The following is a 15,539-nucleotide window of genomic DNA, read 5'->3' on the forward strand; positions in this document are numbered from 1 at the left end:
GGTCACATCTACCTTTTATAGTATATGTATCGAAGTTGTTCCTCCCTAATTTATAAGACATTCCCCAGTGTCTAGAAGCAACTTCCATCCCTAATTAAATTGACATAAATTGTCCCCTTCCCTAGGCCATCTTTTATATGATGGTCTTATTTTTTTGTTTACTCTATCCTTTATGTAAAACTCCCTCTCTCTTTCACTCCATGTTCACATCTAGGTCACATCTACCTTTTATAGTATATGTATCGAAGTTGTTCCTCCCTAATTTATAAGACATTCCCCAGTGTCTAGAAACAGCTTCCATCCCTAATTAAATTGACATAAATTGTCCCCTTCCCTAGACCATCATATGCGATGGTCTATTTTGTTTTCTAAATAGATCATTTAACTTTTTTGCTTATTTTAGTAAAAGCAATCTATATTTAAATAGATATTTTTATACAAAATATTCAGAAAATATCGTCAAAATAGGCAGTTTTTCGGTACAATTAATTTAGAAAGTAATTCCCAAAAATAAGGGGGGGTTTTATTGAAACAAACAAAAGCAATCTTAATTGCATTATTTCTCGGTTTAGTTGTCGGACTCACTTTAAATTTAGCTGCACCATCCATTTTTGAACCATTAAATCAATATGTGTTCAATCCACTTGGTCAATTGTTTATTCGCCTCATTAAAATGCTAGTTGTTCCTGTTGTATTCATTTCTATCGTGCTTGGGGCTGCTGGGCTTGGAGACCCGAAGCAACTTGGAAGAATCGGCTTAAAATCAATTTCATTCTTTCTTGTAACTACAGCCGTTGCCATCTCTATTGCAGTTACATTTGCACTAATTATAAAACCAGGATCTGGCGGTAACTTTAAAACCGAAGGGCTTAAATATGAAGGTGCAAAAACCGAAACATCTTTCGTCGATACATTGCTAAATATCGTACCAGATAACCCAGCAAAAGCGATGGCTGATGGAAACATGTTACAAATTATTGCCTTTGCCGTATTAATCGGACTCGGTATTGCCATTTTAGGAAAACGAGTCCAAGGTATCCATTCATTACTTGAACAGGGCAACGAATTAATGATGTATCTTGTTAATCTCGTTATGAAATTAGCTCCAATCGGAACATTTGGATTGCTCGCTTCATCCGTTGGTAAAATGGGTCTTGCAGGCGTCGCTGCGATGTTCAAGTATATGATTGTCGTTATGTTGGTACTCATTATTCACGGTGTCTTCGTATACGGCGGCTTATTAAAAGTACTGGCAAAAGAAAGTATTATTCGTTTCTTTAAACATTTCGGACCGGTAATGGCAATTGGATTTAGTACATCTAGCTCTAATGCCTCTCTTCCATTTGCCATGAAAACCGCACAAGAAAAACTTGGAGTTCCAAAAGCGATAAGCTCTTTTGTACAACCACTAGGTGCAACGATTAATATGGATGGTACTGCCATTATGCAAGGTGTCGCGACTGTATTTATCGCTCAAGTATACTTGGTTGAACTTACATTACCTCAATTAGCTATAGTCGTATTAACTGCTGTACTAGCTAGTATCGGCACTGCTGGTGTACCAGGTGTTGGACTTGTAATGCTTACGATGGTTTTAAATCAAGTAAACCTACCAGTAGAAGGTATTGCTTTAATTATCGGTATTGATCGCATCCTAGATATGTCTAGAACAGCTGTAAATATTTCCGGTGATGCAATTTGCGCAATGATTGTCGCGAAATCAGAAGAAAAATATAATACAGATCAATCGGCAGCATCTTAAATCAAAAAAGGAGTGAATTATCTCACTCCTTTTTTGATTTGCTTCCTTTTTTCGAACGATATTCTTTTCCTTTGTTATCATTACCTGTTTCAAATTCAGTACTAAACTCCTGCTGGAATTGTCCTGATTTTGGTGAACCTTGATTTCCGCTACCTTTACTACCATTACGATTCGTCATATTTCTGCCTCCTTCCTTTACTAGTAGTATGGTACATATTTTCTATTTTATAATCTTTTACATACGAAAGAAGACCTACCCTATATAAGGAAGGCCTTCTCTGTCATTACGTAAGCGTTTTCTTACTTATAATTATTTAAATAAGTTTTTTAGAAATAGATATCATTACATTCATTTCGTCTTCTGAAAGTGCAGAGAATCTTTCTTGTAAATATTTCTTTTTCTCCTCTTCCATTTTCGCCACTAAATCTTTCCCTTGTTCTGTAATCTCTAAATATACAACTCGGCGATCTGACGTAGAACGTGAACGAGTGACAAAACCTTTATTAATTAATTTTTCTGTAACGGCTGTAATATGACTATTCGACACATTTAACTCATTCGCTACACGTGATACCATTTCTTTATTCGTGCGATTCAATATTCTAAGGACGATGAACTCATTCCACGGTATGTAACCACCAAATATTTTTCCAATATCATTACGCAACGTGCGAAACATAGCAAAAACATTTGTCGATAGTTCTTCCATTAATTGCTCTCGATTTTGAGACAACTTTGACAGCCCCTTTTATTTCATTTAGTTAAATAAAAACCTTATTAATAATTTTACATGAAATCTTACTTTTTGTCACCTTATTTTCCCATAATTCGTAGTTTTTTAATAAATATTTCATGGTACAATGAAATTGATTTTCCAGAAAAAGGAGTTGGGATAGTGAGTAGAGAAGACAAATTTTCTAATCTCAGTCTAAAAGATAAGACTATTATTATTGGTGTTGTTATTCTTATTCTCATTATATTCTTTGCATTTATATTCTTTGTATATGTAGGAATCTTTCAAATTACAGGTATAGAATATTCATCACGAACAGCTCTACTACTCTTTTTTTCACTTATCCTTTTATTAAATGGTATTACATATTTTATATTCATTTTCTTTAAAGTACTCCTATATCCAATGATGACAAACATGCCAAATTGGCTCTCAATTGCTCTTCTCTCCATTATTGAAGTTACACTAGATTGGTTCGTCATTCATACTGCCGACGACTGGATAGAGAGCGTACAAATGTCCAACATAGCTGAACTATGTGTCGCACTATTCCTTTACACACTAAATAAATTATTTAGTGATAAGAAAGAGTAAGAATACAAGCTTTTCTATATAAAAATTGGTACAATAAAAATAAATCATACTAAAGAGGTGTTACTTATGAACTTACTACAATGGGCTGATAAAGGCATGTCCTTTGATACATATGTAAATGAAATGAAAGTAAACCAATACGAGCTACTGCACATTTACAATAACTTTTTAATTCCAAATGAATTACTTCCCGTTTTAGAAGAACGTCAAAATGATGGCTGGCGCGTTATCGTACTAACAGCTGACTGGTGCGGCGACGCTCTTTTATGCGTACCTGTTATGAAACGAATTTCTGAAGTTGCAAATATTGATATGACATTATTAATTCGTGATGAAAACTTAGAATTAATGGATCAATATTTAACAAATGGAACAGCCCGCGCCATTCCAATCTTTATCTTCATTGATAAAGACGGAAATGAACAAGCCGTTTGGGGACCACGCGCTCCAAAAGTACAAGAATTAGTAACTTCCATGCGCGCTACACTGCCTGAAAAAGAAGATCCAACATTCGAGGAAAAACAAAAAGAAATGTACGCTAATTTCCGTGCTACATTAGCTGATGATACTTCTCTTTGGGAACATGTAATGGAAAGCATGATTGAAAAAGTAGTAAAATAAAAAACATGCCGAATTCGGCATGTTTTTTTATTAAACAAAATTATAATCCTTTTTTCTGAGAATATGCAGCATCTACGCACTCTGCTAAACGCTCCATCTCACCCATATATACCGCACGCGTCATCCATCCAGTCAACTTGTACATAATCTTATATAAAAAATTCTTCGGTTCAAATTCTACGATTAAAGTAAGCGATGTACCTTCTTCATCCTCTTCTAACATATAAGTTACGGCAGTATAACCTTGCTTCATTTCACATCCAATTGATACGATATAAGGTGCTTCACACTCTAAAATTTCCGCCTCAAACTCATATATTTTCTTACCCATCTTTTGCACAGATACATATTTATCACCTTCACGGGGATTGTTTATATCTACATTTGGAGGATACCTATTTTCTACCATAAAGGTACTCCATTCCATTATTTTCTCATCATTATTTACATAATCAAACACAACATCAATTGGTGCTGGAATTACTATTTCTATTGCAAAACTCACTAAATTGCTCCTCTCAAATACCCTATAAATTTTATTTATATAAATATACTAAAATCATTATGTCATATTTTACATAGTGAAATACAAGTAAATGAGAGCAAAATTTTTATTTTCTCCTGCTATAAAAGAAATACCCTATAGAATTGACCTTTTTCAAGCGTCTAATCTATAGGGTATTTCCGATAATTTATTCTTACATAAGGAAGAAATAGAATACCGCTGCTAAAATGAAACGATAATAAGCGAACGGTGTTAGTTTTACACGAGCTAATAATTTTAAGAATGACACGATTGCAAGCATCGCAACAACAAATGCTGTAATAAATCCAGTTGCAAATAATGGTATATCAGCCGTGCTTAAAATATCCCAACTTTTAATTAAATCTAATCCACTTGCAGCTACCATCATTGGGACTGCTAAAATAAACGTATATTCCGCTGCCGCTGTATGTGAAACACGAGCTAGCAAACCACCACTTATTGTAGATCCAGAACGAGAAAATCCTGGCCAAAGTGCTAAACATTGGAACATCCCAATTGTAAATGCTTGCTTATATGTGATTTCATCTAACGTTCTCGCTGTACTTGGTTTTGAAAACTTCTCAGCAACAATCATTAAAATACCACCAGCTACTAAGCTAATAACAACCGGTCCTGGACCGAATAAAACTTCTTTAATTGCACTATGGAATAATACACCAAGAATTCCGGCAGGAATCATCCCGATAATAATATGTAATAAATTTAACGATGGTCCATCTGTTACTTTCCCTATTCCGACTAATGACCATAAACGCTTCCAAAATATAACAACAACTGCTAAAATCGATCCCAATTGGATAACAACTTCGAAAACTTTCGCTCTCTCATCGTCAAATCCAAGTAAATGACCTGTTAAAATCATATGTCCTGTTGATGAAACTGGTAAAAACTCTGTTAAACCTTCAACAGCACCCATGATTATTCCAATTAACCAATCAGCCACAAGTAGTGCCTCCTTAATAACGAATATGTAATTTTTTCACACCTTATCATAATACCTTATCCTTTTTCAAAGTGCATCCTTTTTTTATTGATTGCATTTGTTGTATACGCGTATTTCTTTTCTATTTTTCGATTAAATTGTATGATAGTAAGAGTTTGTTTTTTACGTTGAAAGGGGATTTTATGAAAGAAACTACTTCATTCTCACAAAAGTTAAAGCAATTCGTATTACTCTTTTTCCCGATTTTTGTAACGCAAATGTCATTATTTGCGATGAGCTTTTTTGATACGACAATGTCAGGACATGCAAGTCCTACTGATTTAGCGGGTGTTGCTATCGGAACAAGTATATGGCTTCCAGTTAGTACGGGATTAACAGGTATTTTAATAGCTACTACTCCTATTGTTGCACAGCTCGTTGGATCAAAGAAAAAAGAGGACGTTCCCCACGTTGTCATACAAGCAGTATATTTAGCAATTTGTGCTAGTTTCGTTGTTATCCTTATCGGATTCTTCACTGTTTCACCTATTTTAAATGGCATGCAATTAGAAGAACCTGTGGAACGTATTGCAGCACAATTTTTAAGTATTATCGCGATTGGAATTATCCCTTTATTTACTTACACCGTCTTACGTGGATTTGTTGATGCATTAGGAAAAACTCGAACAACAATGATTATTACATTACTATCATTACCAATTAACGTAGTATTAAATTACTTATTAATTTTTGGTAACTTTGGCTTTCCAAAACTTGGTGGTGTTGGTGCGGCAATCGCTTCTGCAGCAACATATTGGTGTATTTTAATTATTACAGTCATTATTATTCGTACGAAAGAGCCTTTCGCTTCTTTCAATATCTTTAAACAGTTATACCGCCCTTCCCTTACAAGCTGGAAGGAATTCCTGAAACTTGGTGTCCCTATCGGATTTGCTATCTTTTTTGAAACAAGTATTTTCGCTGCGGTAACACTTATGATGAGTAATTTTAGTACGACAACAATAGCAGCACATCAAGCAGCTATGAACTTTGCTTCCTTGTTGTATATGACCCCTTTAAGTTTAGCAATGGCAATGACGATAGCCGTTGGATTTGAAGTCGGGGCAAAACGATACAATACTGCAAAGCAATATGGATTTATCGGCATTGGTTTAGCTCTTGCTTTTGCTCTTTTATATTCAATCCTTCTCTACTTCTTTGATGATGAAATTGCTTCTATTTATACGACAGATGCAAATGTCCACCATTTAGCAAAAGAATTTCTTATCTTCGCGATTTTGTTTCAAATTTCAGATGCGATTGCAACTCCAGTACAAGGAGCACTTCGTGGTTATAAAGATGTAAATGTTGCCTTAATTATGACATTGATCGCCTATTGGGTAATCGGTCTACCTCTTGGCTACATATTAGCAACTTATACTGATTGGGCAGCAAAAGGGTATTGGATCGGCCTTATTATCGGTCTAGCATTTGGAGCAATCTTCCTGCTTATCCGTCTCTTTCAAGTTCAGAAAAAATATGCATGAAGAAAACAGCCGCTATATCATTAGCGGCTGTTTTCTTCATGCATATTTTTTCTTGTAACGTGTAACATAATGAAAAAGAAAGGTGGATACATATGGACGAAAAACAAAAGAAACAATCATTCGATGAAGAATTCGCCCCTGAAATTTCACCTGGATATCAGCAAGATGTACATAAGCCACCGAAATATAAAAACACCTCTTTTTTAATGGGCATTACCATTTTTGCAGCTGTATTACTCGTACTCATTATTTTCGTCTATTTTTAATGAAAGGTGGCTTATTATATGAAGAAACAAGAATCTAATCGTTCAAAAAGAACTGTTAAAACAGAAAAAGGATATGCAGGAGATTCTGTCCATACACTGAAACAAGTTGAGCAAGGAAACTTATACATTGCTCAAAAAGAACTTGGGCAACAAAATGAAAATCTTTAAAATCCATTTGCTCTTTGAAGTGCACCCGAATAGTGGTACATGAAAAAATCCCTCCATTGAATTCGCATACTAAGTATGTAAATTCAACGGAGGGGTTTTTCATTTGAAGAGAAGCGTACATTACCCAGAAGAAGTAAAGTGGCAAGGGATTGATTTTATATTGACGGCCCCCAGTATTTTAAACGTATCTAAAACATTGAAGGCCAATTTGTTTTCTAGTTAGTCACTTATTACAAGTAAAAGCTGTTAAGTTATCTTACAGATTTTCTGCAAAAAGTTTCGGGAAAATGAATGTAGAAGTCATTACTGTACCGTTTTCGGATTTTTCGTATTGATGTATTACTTGTGAAATTACATCGTCATCATCATCTAAACATGAACCCATTAAAACATGGCTGTAATGGTTATTTATAGGACAATTTTTAGGATCTTCCCATCTAATTCTTAGCGGGAATTCTAGTCCATCTCCCGCAGATTCAATCGAAGCTGATATGGCTCCTACGTGTCCATGTACTTTAGGGTCAACTAACCACTTAAAATCAACATGTTCTTCTGGATGCCATAGTTTATATCGTTCAGAGTTATCAATATTATCCCACCATCAGTCAATCATTTCTGGTGTTACGTCATTCAATGCATGTTCAACTACTATTGATACTTGGTTTTTCATTTTTGTACCTCCTATTTTTTAATCAACATAGTGTCGGTTATTTATATTTATTATTATAGTTTGTGTATCGCATGCGTTCAATAAACAGAAATAGCTGATCTGTTGTATTCTGAACACCTTATGAAAATATGTCTAAAAAAATTTAGGAGGAAAAAATTTAAAAATTCATATACTGATTTACGTATAGCTCATACTTATCTATAAAGTGAAACTTTAATCGGTGAGGATTTTGTTCGTCCTCTACTGATTATTAGCCCACATCAATCGGGCATTTACCGGCAGTAAGGCTCCCACCGAACTTCTTCGCTCCAGCCGAATTTTGAAGTGCAAGTTTTACTGCCCGACAAATAGCGGGATAAAACTGCCACTTTATATGAACAAACCGAAAGCGTTACATATAGAGGGAATATTCTGATATCATAAACTGGAATACCCTAATTTTAACTTAGAAACGAGGAACAATTATGGACTCTTACAAACAATATATAAAAGAAGCTCTGCCTAATCTTTCTATACACTCATATAAACAAAATGAAGAAGGCTGGGATAACATAGCGGCTATAGTAAATGATGAACTACTATTTCGTTTCCCGCGAAAACTTGAATATGCAAAGCGGATTCCTTTAGAAAAGGAACTATGCAAACTTCTCTCTCATTCGCTACAAGAAATCGAGGTTCCACAGTATTGCCTATTATATAAAAATGATACTGATACTGCTCCGCTTTGTAGTTACTATACTCTCATTCACGGTGAACCGTTAAAAACAGAAATAGTTACGAAGTTAGAGCAAAAAGAACGGACAATAATTATTGCACAATTAGCTACTTTCCTTGCGGCTCTACATAGCATTCCTTTCAAACATGTTAAACCATTAGGATTTTCTATCGAAAAAACACTTACCTACTGGAAAGTGCTACAAACAAAATTAAATCAGTATGTTACTAACAGTCTTACTTCACTCCAAAAATCAGCCTTAAATCGTCTATTCGAAAATTTCTTTGCCAATATAGCTAAATCTACCTTTCAAAATACAGTTATTCATGCTGACTTTACACATCATCACATTTTATTTAACACCCTGAACAAAACCATTTCAGGTGTTATCGATTTTGGAGATGCTCAAATTGGTGATCCCGCTTTTGATTTTGCCGGGCTATATTATGATTTCGGACATGAATTTACTACATCTGTATATGAACAATACTGTTCCCTTATTTCTCACAATGATCCATTACTTATTCACCGTATCACTACCTTTTATCAATACAGCCCTTTACTACATAATATTATTTATAACTTTGAAACAAAAAATGAGCTTGAATTCATAGCGAGTACAGATCAACTGAAAGTGATACTGCAGGGATGAGATTACATTCTCTCCCTATAGTCCCTCTCTTCATACATCATTAACTTTTTATCCATTTCAACAATGACTTTATACAGTTGAAACGCCTGTAAAATTTGCAGTTGAATTCCAAAAGGAGCATTTTGTTCTTTTAACCATTGAAATACTTTCGTTTCATTGATTATTCCTCCTCTTATAAAGTGAAGCTTTAATCAAGGGGGGATCTCCTATTGATTATCAGCCCTCACCAATCGGGCGCCCCCAAATAGCGGGATAAAATTTACTACAAATATACCGTAAATGATGAAAAGCTTTTCATGTCAATAATAAAAAGGATGCAAAATTGCATCCTTTAATGTACAATATTTTTCTTCTGCAACACTTTCTCTTTTGCCTCTTCTACTTGGCATTCACTACGAAAAGCACAGCTCATACACTCTGAACGATAATTACGCTCTGTGTAGTGTTCAGGTTGTTGCAGCATTTCTTTCATTCTAAATAAATCATCCATTCCAGTTATAATATCTTCCTGTTTTGGAATGTACTCATACTTAGTTCCTTCTATTAAATTAATAACTTCGATTTTTCCAGGAAGAATGCCGAAAGCTTTATAACTAAATACAGTCATTAGCTTCTGACAAAGAGCAAGCATTTCCTCATCCGCATCGACAACATACTTTTTAATTGTAAATGATTCTGTACTCCACTCACCAACTTCAAATGTCAATGAAATATGAACACCTAACTCTTCCATATATGTTCGAAACTTCTCATATAAAAATAACGGTGGCGCCTGACACTCATCTCTTTCAACAAACTGTAATAAGTGATCTGTTAACTTCGCTAAAACAATATAGTACTCTGCTTTGGAAGCAAACATATTAACCCTTACTTTTTTCCAATATTTCTCTATTAATATTAAAAGTAAAATTTTCGTTTGTTGGCCCGCTGGTAGTGTGTAATACTCATTAATAATTTGATTCACAATCATTTGTGCTATTTGTTGCCATTCAAATGAAGATGGTTCTCTTCTTTTTATATGACGGAAATAAAATTTATGTGGACAACGCATAAAATCATATAAATGATAATCTGTCATCGTTTTAATTGAGATTCTCTCATGCAATTGCTCTTCATCTCCCTTCTGCCATTAAGAAAGGTGTTTTACAAATTCAGCTCCAAACTGTAAACATTTCTCTACATCTTCATCTTCTGGCGTTAATTCTACTTTTAGTCCTTCTAACACAACTGCTGCCCCGCGCTCCTGCAGCTTTTCTATTAAAATATCAACCGCTACACCGTATTTCGGATAAGCCGAGTCACAAGAACCGAATGCTGCTGCTTTTTTACCAGTTAAGTTAATCGCATCCATTGCATCATAAAAATCTAAGAAATCATCAGGAAGGTCACCGTCTCCCCAAGTATAGGCTCCTAAAATAATACCATCATATTGTTCTAATACAGAAGCTTCTGGTGTATCCATAATATCAATGACTTCAATCTCATTTTCTGTTTCACGAATCACACCCGCAATATGATCGGCCATTTCTTCTGTATTTCCACTCATACTTGCATAAATCATTATTAACTTACTCAACTGAATCTCTCCCTTTACTATGTATCGCTTTTTCTGTTTGACTTGTATTCTTCTCGTCTGCATATTCAGAACGAATTACATTTCGTTGCCACTCAATATGCTTATCGACATCTTTATTTTTATTTTCTAATCCCCTTCGTAAAAGGTGAAATGTTTTTCTCATTAAAGTTCCTCATCTGTTCAATTGATAATAATTATCAATTTCAATTATATCATTAGATTAATTGAAATTGATTATCAAAGTCAATAACTATTTTTTAAAAAATAGTTAAAATGTACAAGCTTGTCCGTTAGCTATTCATATACTATAAATGAGCATAGTTCTTTCTCAGCCCTCTCTGACGGAAGAAATAGAAGCAACTGCGATAGAGCGCAGTTGCCTTTTTTTTTACTTTTCTATGATTTTAGTAACCTTATCGTTGTTTCTAAAAATAATTCTACTCCATAAATTAAAGCCGATTCATCCACATCAAATTTCGGATGATGATGGGGATAACAAGTATCCATATTTGTATTCCCTGTTCCTAATTTAATGAAACAGCCAGGTGCTTTTCTTAAATATGCAGAAAAATCTTCTCCTCCCATAGAAGGTTCAAGATGCACAATACGCTGATTTCCAAACAATTTCATCGCGCTTTCTTCTACTATTTTTGTAATGTATTCATTATTAACAACTGGATCATATCCGTAACGATACGTATATGTATAATCCCCTCCATGTGCTTCTGTAATTCCTTTCACAATTTGCTCAATTTTCTCTTTTGCTTCCGCTCTTAATGTTTGATTAAAAGATCGAACAGTTCCCATTAAAGTTGCTGCACTAGGAATGATATTATCGGCCATTCCCCCATGAAATTGTGTTACTGACACTACCCTATGCATAAAAGCACTTGTGTTTCTTGATACGATATATTGTAAGTTTGTAATAATCTGTGCTCCGATAGCGATAGGATCTATCGTTTCTTCTGGCCGTGCCGCATGACCGCCCTTTCCTAAAATTTCAATTGTAAACACGTCTGGCGCTGCCATCATAGGACCATATACAATACCTATTTTCCCGCTCTCCAATCCAGACATAACATGCAAACCTATTACATAATCAACGCCGTCCATAACACCGGCCTCTACCATTTCTTGTCCGCCACCAGGGTACACTTCCTCTGCGTGCTGAAAGAATAGACGAATCTCACCATCAAAATCTTCCTTTATATTTGATAGCGCCTCTGCTGTACTTAACAAAATAGCTGCGTGAGCATCATGCCCGCATGCATGCATTATTCCTTTATTCATAGACGTATAAGGTTTCCTTGTCTCCTCTTGAATTGGTAACGCATCTATATCAGCTCGAATCGCAACTACTTTCCCTTGTTGCCTTCCTCTTTTAATTGCTAGCACACTGTACTGCGTTGGTCTCGTTACTTCAAAAGAAGAAAATGAGCATAATGTATCATATATAAATTGTGAAGTTTCTTTTTCATGAAACGATAATTCCGGATACTTATGGAAATGCCGTCTCCATTTCATTATATTTTCTTCCGAAATAAGACTCTTCCACACTCTATTCATGATAATTCCCTCCTTTTAATAGGATCTAGAAATTTAAAGTTTGCTCAGTCTCTACCGATTAATAGGAAACAAATATTATATTTTCGCGTATTCTTATAATCCACTTTTATGTATTCATACAATCCACTTTCTATTTACATGTCAAACCCATTACAAATTCATGCTGAATGTAATATAATTGCTAAGTTAGGGATTTTCTTTTTTAGTATTTAGTGCTAATATCAGAAAAGAGCCTTTTGTCTTATTTTTACCTAAAATGTGGAATTTTGTTTTTTTCACAATAATGTAGGACATGATACCTACAAAGAGCTATTATTTCATTAAGAGAGGGAAAGACATGGAAAGATTAAAAGAGATATGGTCTCGACCACTCACACAATGGGTTGCAAAAACGGTTTATTACCTTGCAATTTTATTTGCATTACTTTGGTTGTATGGATTCCATGATACAAACACAAGTACATTTATTTACAATGAATTCTAGGGTGGGAACGTTATGAAGTTATTAGAACAAATTGAAAAGTGGGCTGCAGAAACGCCTGATCAAACCGCTTTTGTTTGGCGAGATGCGAAAATTACGTACAAACAATTAAAGGAAGATTCTGATGCGTTAGCACATTGGATTTCTTCTGAGTATCCAGATGATCGTTCACCAATTATGGTGTATGGCCATATGCAACCTGAAATGATTATTAACTTTTTAGGATGTGTAAAAGCTGGACATGCTTACATTCCTGTAGATTTATCTATCCCAGCTGATCGTGTACAACGTATCGCTGAAAATTCTGGTGCGAAATTACTTTTATCAGGGACCGAAGTAACTGTAACTGATTTACCCGTTCGCATTGTAAGTGAAGACAACTTAAAAGATATTTTCTTTACTCATAAAGGGAAAACTCCAAATCCTGAACATGCGGTAAAAGGTGATGAGAACTTCTACATTATTTACACATCAGGAAGTACAGGTAATCCGAAAGGGGTTCAGATTACTTATAACTGCCTTGTTAGCTTTACAAAATGGGCTGTAGAAGATTTCAACTTACAAACAGGGCAAGTATTCTTAAATCAAGCACCTTTCTCATTCGATTTATCTGTAATGGATATTTACCCATCATTAGTAACAGGTGGTACACTTTGGGCAATCGATAAAGATATGATTGCACGTCCAAAAGACTTGTTTGCTTCTTTAGAGCAATCGGATATACAAGTATGGACTTCGACACCATCTTTCGCAGAAATGTGTTTAATGGAAGCATCTTTCTCTGAGAGTATGCTACCAAACATGAAAACATTCTTATTCTGCGGTGAAGTATTACCAAATGAAGTGGCTAGAAAATTAATTGAGCGTTTCCCAAAAGCAACAATTATGAACACTTATGGTCCAACAGAAGCTACTGTCGCTGTAACAGGGATTCACGTTACAGAAGAAGTGCTTGATCAATACAAATCACTTCCAGTTGGCTACTGTAAATCAGACTGCCGCCTTCTTATTGTGAAAGGAGATGGTACGATTGCACCTGATGGTGAAAAAGGTGAAATCGTAATTGTCGGTCCAAGCGTAAGCGTTGGATATTTAGGAAGCCCTGAATTAACAGAAAAAGCATTTACTATGATTGACGGTGAGCGCGCCTATAAAACAGGCGATGCTGGCTATGTTGAAAATGGTCTTCTATTCTATAATGGTCGTCTTGATTTCCAAATTAAGCTTCATGGTTATCGAATGGAATTAGAAGAAATTGAGCATCATCTTCGTGCGTGTTCTTACGTAGAAGGAGCAGTTATTGTTCCAATTAAAAAAGGTGAAAAATACGATTATTTATTAGCGGTTGTTGTTCCTGGAGAACATTCATTTGAAAAAGAATTCAAATTAACATCTGCAATCAAAAAAGAACTCAATGAGCGATTACCAAACTACATGATTCCACGTAAATTCATGTATCAATCTTCTATTCCAATGACACCAAATGGAAAGGTAGATCGCAAAAAATTATTGAGCGAGGTTACAGCATGACCGCATATGGATCATTTTATTTTTTCGCTATAGTGGGCATTTTATTAATACCTACTATCATAGCTGGATTAAAAGGTAAAATGTTGCGTAAATATAATGCCTTTTTAACATTATTAATGCTTGTTATTATCTTCTCTGATAAACCAAAGCAAGCAATAATGTTAGCCGCATTTATTATTTGGCAATACGCCCTTATTAAAGGCTATTTATTATTAAGAAAACAAAATAATAGTACATCTAGGTTTTATATAGCTGTTATTTTATCGATTTTACCGCTTATTTTGGCAAAAATCGCACCGTTTGTACCTGAGCTAAAGTTTGTCGTATTTTTAGGAATGTCCTATGTAACATTTAGAGCAGTACAAATGGTATTTGAAGTTCGTGATGGCTTAATTAAAGAGCTTTCCTTCTTTAATTTTTGGGAATTCGTTTTATTCTTCCCAGCTATCTCAACAGGACCTATCGATCGTTACCGCAGATTCCAAAAAGATATTCAAAAACCACCTAGTGCAGAAGAATATCAAAACTTACTATATACAGGGATAAACCGTATTTTCCAAGGTTTCTTGTATAAATTTATTATTGCTTACTTAATAAAGCAATATTTTATGGATCCGGCATTCGCTCAGCAAGATACAATCCTATCAAATATGATCTACATGTATAGCTATAGTTTATATTTATTCTTTGACTTCGCTGGTTATAGCTCATTTGTAATTGGTGTAAGTTATATGATGGGAATTAAAACTCCAGAAAACTTTAATAAACCATTTATTAGTCGTAACATTAAAGACTTCTGGAACCGCTGGCACATGAGTTTATCATTCTGGTTCCGTGACTTTATTTACATGCGTTTCGTCTTTTTTGCAACGAAGAAAAAGCTAATTAAAAACCGTTACACAATTTCGTATATCGGTGCATTTTTAAACTTTTTCATCATGGGAATATGGCATATTACTGGTGAGCATGTGTATCAATACATTATTTATGGTCTTTATCACGCTGCCTTGTTTATCTTGTTCGATATTTTCGAACGAAGAAACAAGAAGCATAAGTTTTGGCCAAATAATAAATTTACGCATGTCCTTGCGATTGTAATTACGTTCCACGTTGTATGTTTCGGTTTCCTAATCTTCTCTGGACACCTTAACAGATACTTTTAATGCACCCTTCTTATACTATTAAGAA

General features: G+C 34.8%; 18 protein-coding genes and 1 pseudogene. 10 read left to right on the plus strand and 9 right to left on the minus strand.

The window, feature by feature from the left end:
* Positions 1-526 precede the first annotated feature (526 nt).
* Complete coding sequence (locus tag JDS80_RS08380) at positions 527-1,762, plus strand: dicarboxylate/amino acid:cation symporter (RefSeq protein ID WP_199637986.1); 1,236 nt, start codon at positions 527-529, stop codon at positions 1,760-1,762.
* Between the two features lie 22 nt (positions 1,763-1,784).
* Here JDS80_RS08380 and JDS80_RS08385 read toward each other — a convergent pair whose 3' ends face one another.
* Positions 1,785-1,940 carry a hypothetical protein gene (locus tag JDS80_RS08385; protein WP_000184933.1) on the minus strand — a complete coding sequence of 52 codons (156 nt, stop codon included), beginning with the start codon at positions 1,938-1,940 and terminating at the stop codon, positions 1,785-1,787.
* 136 nt (positions 1,941-2,076) lie between these two features.
* Complete coding sequence (locus JDS80_RS08390) at positions 2,077-2,496, minus strand: MarR family winged helix-turn-helix transcriptional regulator (RefSeq protein WP_071744812.1); 420 nt, start codon at positions 2,494-2,496, stop codon at positions 2,077-2,079.
* 162 nt (positions 2,497-2,658) lie between these two features.
* Between JDS80_RS08390 and JDS80_RS08395 the strand changes: the two genes are divergently transcribed.
* Together JDS80_RS08395 and JDS80_RS08400 are read left to right on the plus strand one after the other, a co-directional pair.
* The gene (locus tag JDS80_RS08395) at positions 2,659-3,090 is read left to right on the plus strand and encodes a YrvL family regulatory protein (protein WP_199637988.1); all 432 of its coding nucleotides are present in this window, start codon (positions 2,659-2,661) and stop codon (positions 3,088-3,090) included.
* Positions 3,091-3,123: 33 nt separating this feature from the next.
* Positions 3,124-3,711 carry a thioredoxin family protein gene (locus JDS80_RS08400; RefSeq protein WP_199638285.1) on the plus strand — a complete coding sequence of 196 codons (588 nt, stop codon included), beginning with the start codon at positions 3,124-3,126 and terminating at the stop codon, positions 3,709-3,711.
* Positions 3,712-3,751: 40 nt separating this feature from the next.
* Here the strand turns inward: JDS80_RS08400 and JDS80_RS08405 are convergent, their stop codons facing one another.
* A complete protein-coding gene (locus JDS80_RS08405) occupies positions 3,752-4,216 on the minus strand; it encodes an SRPBCC family protein (RefSeq protein ID WP_199637991.1) in 465 nt (154 codons plus the stop codon).
* Positions 4,217-4,409: 193 nt separating this feature from the next.
* Positions 4,410-5,201, minus strand: a complete 792-nt coding sequence (uppP, locus tag JDS80_RS08410; protein ID WP_071744808.1) for a bacitracin resistance undecaprenyl-diphosphatase — start codon at positions 5,199-5,201, stop codon at positions 4,410-4,412.
* Positions 5,202-5,383: 182 nt separating this feature from the next.
* On the opposite strand from uppP, the gene JDS80_RS08415 reads away from it, so the two are divergent.
* The 3 genes from JDS80_RS08415 (at position 5,384) to JDS80_RS08425 (ending at position 7,161) form a co-directional block, all read left to right on the plus strand.
* Positions 5,384-6,727 (plus strand): MATE family efflux transporter, encoded by a 1,344-nt coding sequence (locus JDS80_RS08415; protein WP_199637993.1) that lies wholly within the window; start codon positions 5,384-5,386, stop codon positions 6,725-6,727.
* Between the two features lie 92 nt (positions 6,728-6,819).
* A complete protein-coding gene (locus tag JDS80_RS08420) occupies positions 6,820-6,993 on the plus strand; it encodes a 2-isopropylmalate synthase (RefSeq protein WP_199637995.1) in 174 nt (57 codons plus the stop codon).
* 18 nt (positions 6,994-7,011) lie between these two features.
* Positions 7,012-7,161: a hypothetical protein gene (locus tag JDS80_RS08425; RefSeq protein WP_002149552.1), complete on the plus strand. Its 150-nt coding sequence runs from the start codon at positions 7,012-7,014 to the stop codon at positions 7,159-7,161.
* Between the two features lie 277 nt (positions 7,162-7,438).
* Here the strand turns inward: JDS80_RS08425 and JDS80_RS08430 are convergent.
* A pseudogene (locus JDS80_RS08430) lies at positions 7,439-7,831 on the minus strand (DAPG hydrolase family protein); the annotation flags it as partial.
* 464 nt (positions 7,832-8,295) lie between these two features.
* On the opposite strand from JDS80_RS08430, the gene JDS80_RS08435 reads away from it, so the two are divergent.
* The gene (locus JDS80_RS08435; protein WP_199637997.1) at positions 8,296-9,198 is read left to right on the plus strand and encodes an aminoglycoside phosphotransferase family protein; all 903 of its coding nucleotides are present in this window, start codon (positions 8,296-8,298) and stop codon (positions 9,196-9,198) included.
* Between the two features lie 331 nt (positions 9,199-9,529).
* Here the strand turns inward: JDS80_RS08435 and JDS80_RS08440 are convergent, their stop codons facing one another.
* The 4 genes from JDS80_RS08440 to JDS80_RS08455 form a co-directional block, all read right to left on the minus strand.
* On the minus strand, positions 9,530-10,303 hold the full coding sequence (locus tag JDS80_RS08440) for a hypothetical protein (protein ID WP_098888867.1): 774 nt from the start codon (positions 10,301-10,303) through the stop codon (positions 9,530-9,532).
* A gap of 24 nt (positions 10,304-10,327) precedes the next feature.
* Positions 10,328-10,774, minus strand: coding sequence for a flavodoxin (locus tag JDS80_RS08445; RefSeq protein WP_199637999.1), 447 nt, complete (start codon positions 10,772-10,774; stop codon positions 10,328-10,330).
* Complete coding sequence (locus tag JDS80_RS08450; RefSeq protein WP_071744801.1) at positions 10,767-10,937, minus strand: hypothetical protein; 171 nt, start codon at positions 10,935-10,937, stop codon at positions 10,767-10,769. Before JDS80_RS08450 ends, JDS80_RS08445 begins: the two co-directional genes overlap by 8 nt.
* Positions 10,938-11,170: 233 nt before the next feature.
* Entirely contained in the window at positions 11,171-12,340 is a 1,170-nt protein-coding gene (locus JDS80_RS08455) for a M20 metallopeptidase family protein (protein WP_071744800.1), read from the minus strand.
* A 337-nt stretch (positions 12,341-12,677) separates the two neighbouring features.
* Here JDS80_RS08455 and JDS80_RS08460 point away from each other — a divergent pair, with 337 nt between their 5' ends.
* The 3 genes from JDS80_RS08460 to dltB are packed head-to-tail and all read left to right on the plus strand — an operon-like array spanning position 12,678 to position 15,514.
* Complete coding sequence (locus tag JDS80_RS08460; protein WP_000440293.1) at positions 12,678-12,824, plus strand: teichoic acid D-Ala incorporation-associated protein DltX; 147 nt, start codon at positions 12,678-12,680, stop codon at positions 12,822-12,824.
* Positions 12,825-12,836: 12 nt separating this feature from the next.
* The gene (dltA, locus tag JDS80_RS08465) at positions 12,837-14,351 is read left to right on the plus strand and encodes a D-alanine--poly(phosphoribitol) ligase subunit DltA (protein ID WP_199638001.1); all 1,515 of its coding nucleotides are present in this window, start codon (positions 12,837-12,839) and stop codon (positions 14,349-14,351) included.
* A complete protein-coding gene (gene dltB, locus JDS80_RS08470) occupies positions 14,348-15,514 on the plus strand; it encodes a D-alanyl-lipoteichoic acid biosynthesis protein DltB (RefSeq protein WP_199638002.1) in 1,167 nt (388 codons plus the stop codon). The genes dltA and dltB overlap by 4 nt, the downstream gene beginning before the upstream one ends.
* The last annotated feature ends 25 nt before the right edge of the window (positions 15,515-15,539 follow it).

It is taken from the genome of Bacillus cereus group sp. N8, from assembly GCF_016483685.1.
Taxonomy (GTDB): Bacteria; Bacillota; Bacilli; order Bacillales; family Bacillaceae_G; genus Bacillus_A; species Bacillus_A proteolyticus.

Excerpts from the sequence above, each read along its gene's own strand:
- JDS80_RS08435 (WP_199637997.1), top strand. The coding sequence starts at position 8,296 with ATGGACTCTTACAAACAATATATAAAAGAAGCTCTGCCTAATCTTTCT.
- JDS80_RS08385 (WP_000184933.1), bottom strand. The coding sequence starts at position 1,940 with ATGACGAATCGTAATGGTAGTAAAGGTAGCGGAAATCAAGGTTCACCA.
- dltB (WP_199638002.1), top strand. The coding sequence starts at position 14,348 with ATGACCGCATATGGATCATTTTATTTTTTCGCTATAGTGGGCATTTTA.
- JDS80_RS08425 (WP_002149552.1), top strand. The coding sequence starts at position 7,012 with ATGAAGAAACAAGAATCTAATCGTTCAAAAAGAACTGTTAAAACAGAA.
- JDS80_RS08455 (WP_071744800.1), bottom strand. The coding sequence starts at position 12,340 with ATGAATAGAGTGTGGAAGAGTCTTATTTCGGAAGAAAATATAATGAAA.
- dltA (WP_199638001.1), top strand. The coding sequence starts at position 12,837 with ATGAAGTTATTAGAACAAATTGAAAAGTGGGCTGCAGAAACGCCTGAT.
- JDS80_RS08450 (WP_071744801.1), bottom strand. The coding sequence starts at position 10,937 with ATGAGAAAAACATTTCACCTTTTACGAAGGGGATTAGAAAATAAAAAT.
- JDS80_RS08460 (WP_000440293.1), top strand. The coding sequence starts at position 12,678 with ATGGAAAGATTAAAAGAGATATGGTCTCGACCACTCACACAATGGGTT.
- JDS80_RS08415 (WP_199637993.1), top strand. The coding sequence starts at position 5,384 with ATGAAAGAAACTACTTCATTCTCACAAAAGTTAAAGCAATTCGTATTA.
- JDS80_RS08420 (WP_199637995.1), top strand. The coding sequence starts at position 6,820 with ATGGACGAAAAACAAAAGAAACAATCATTCGATGAAGAATTCGCCCCT.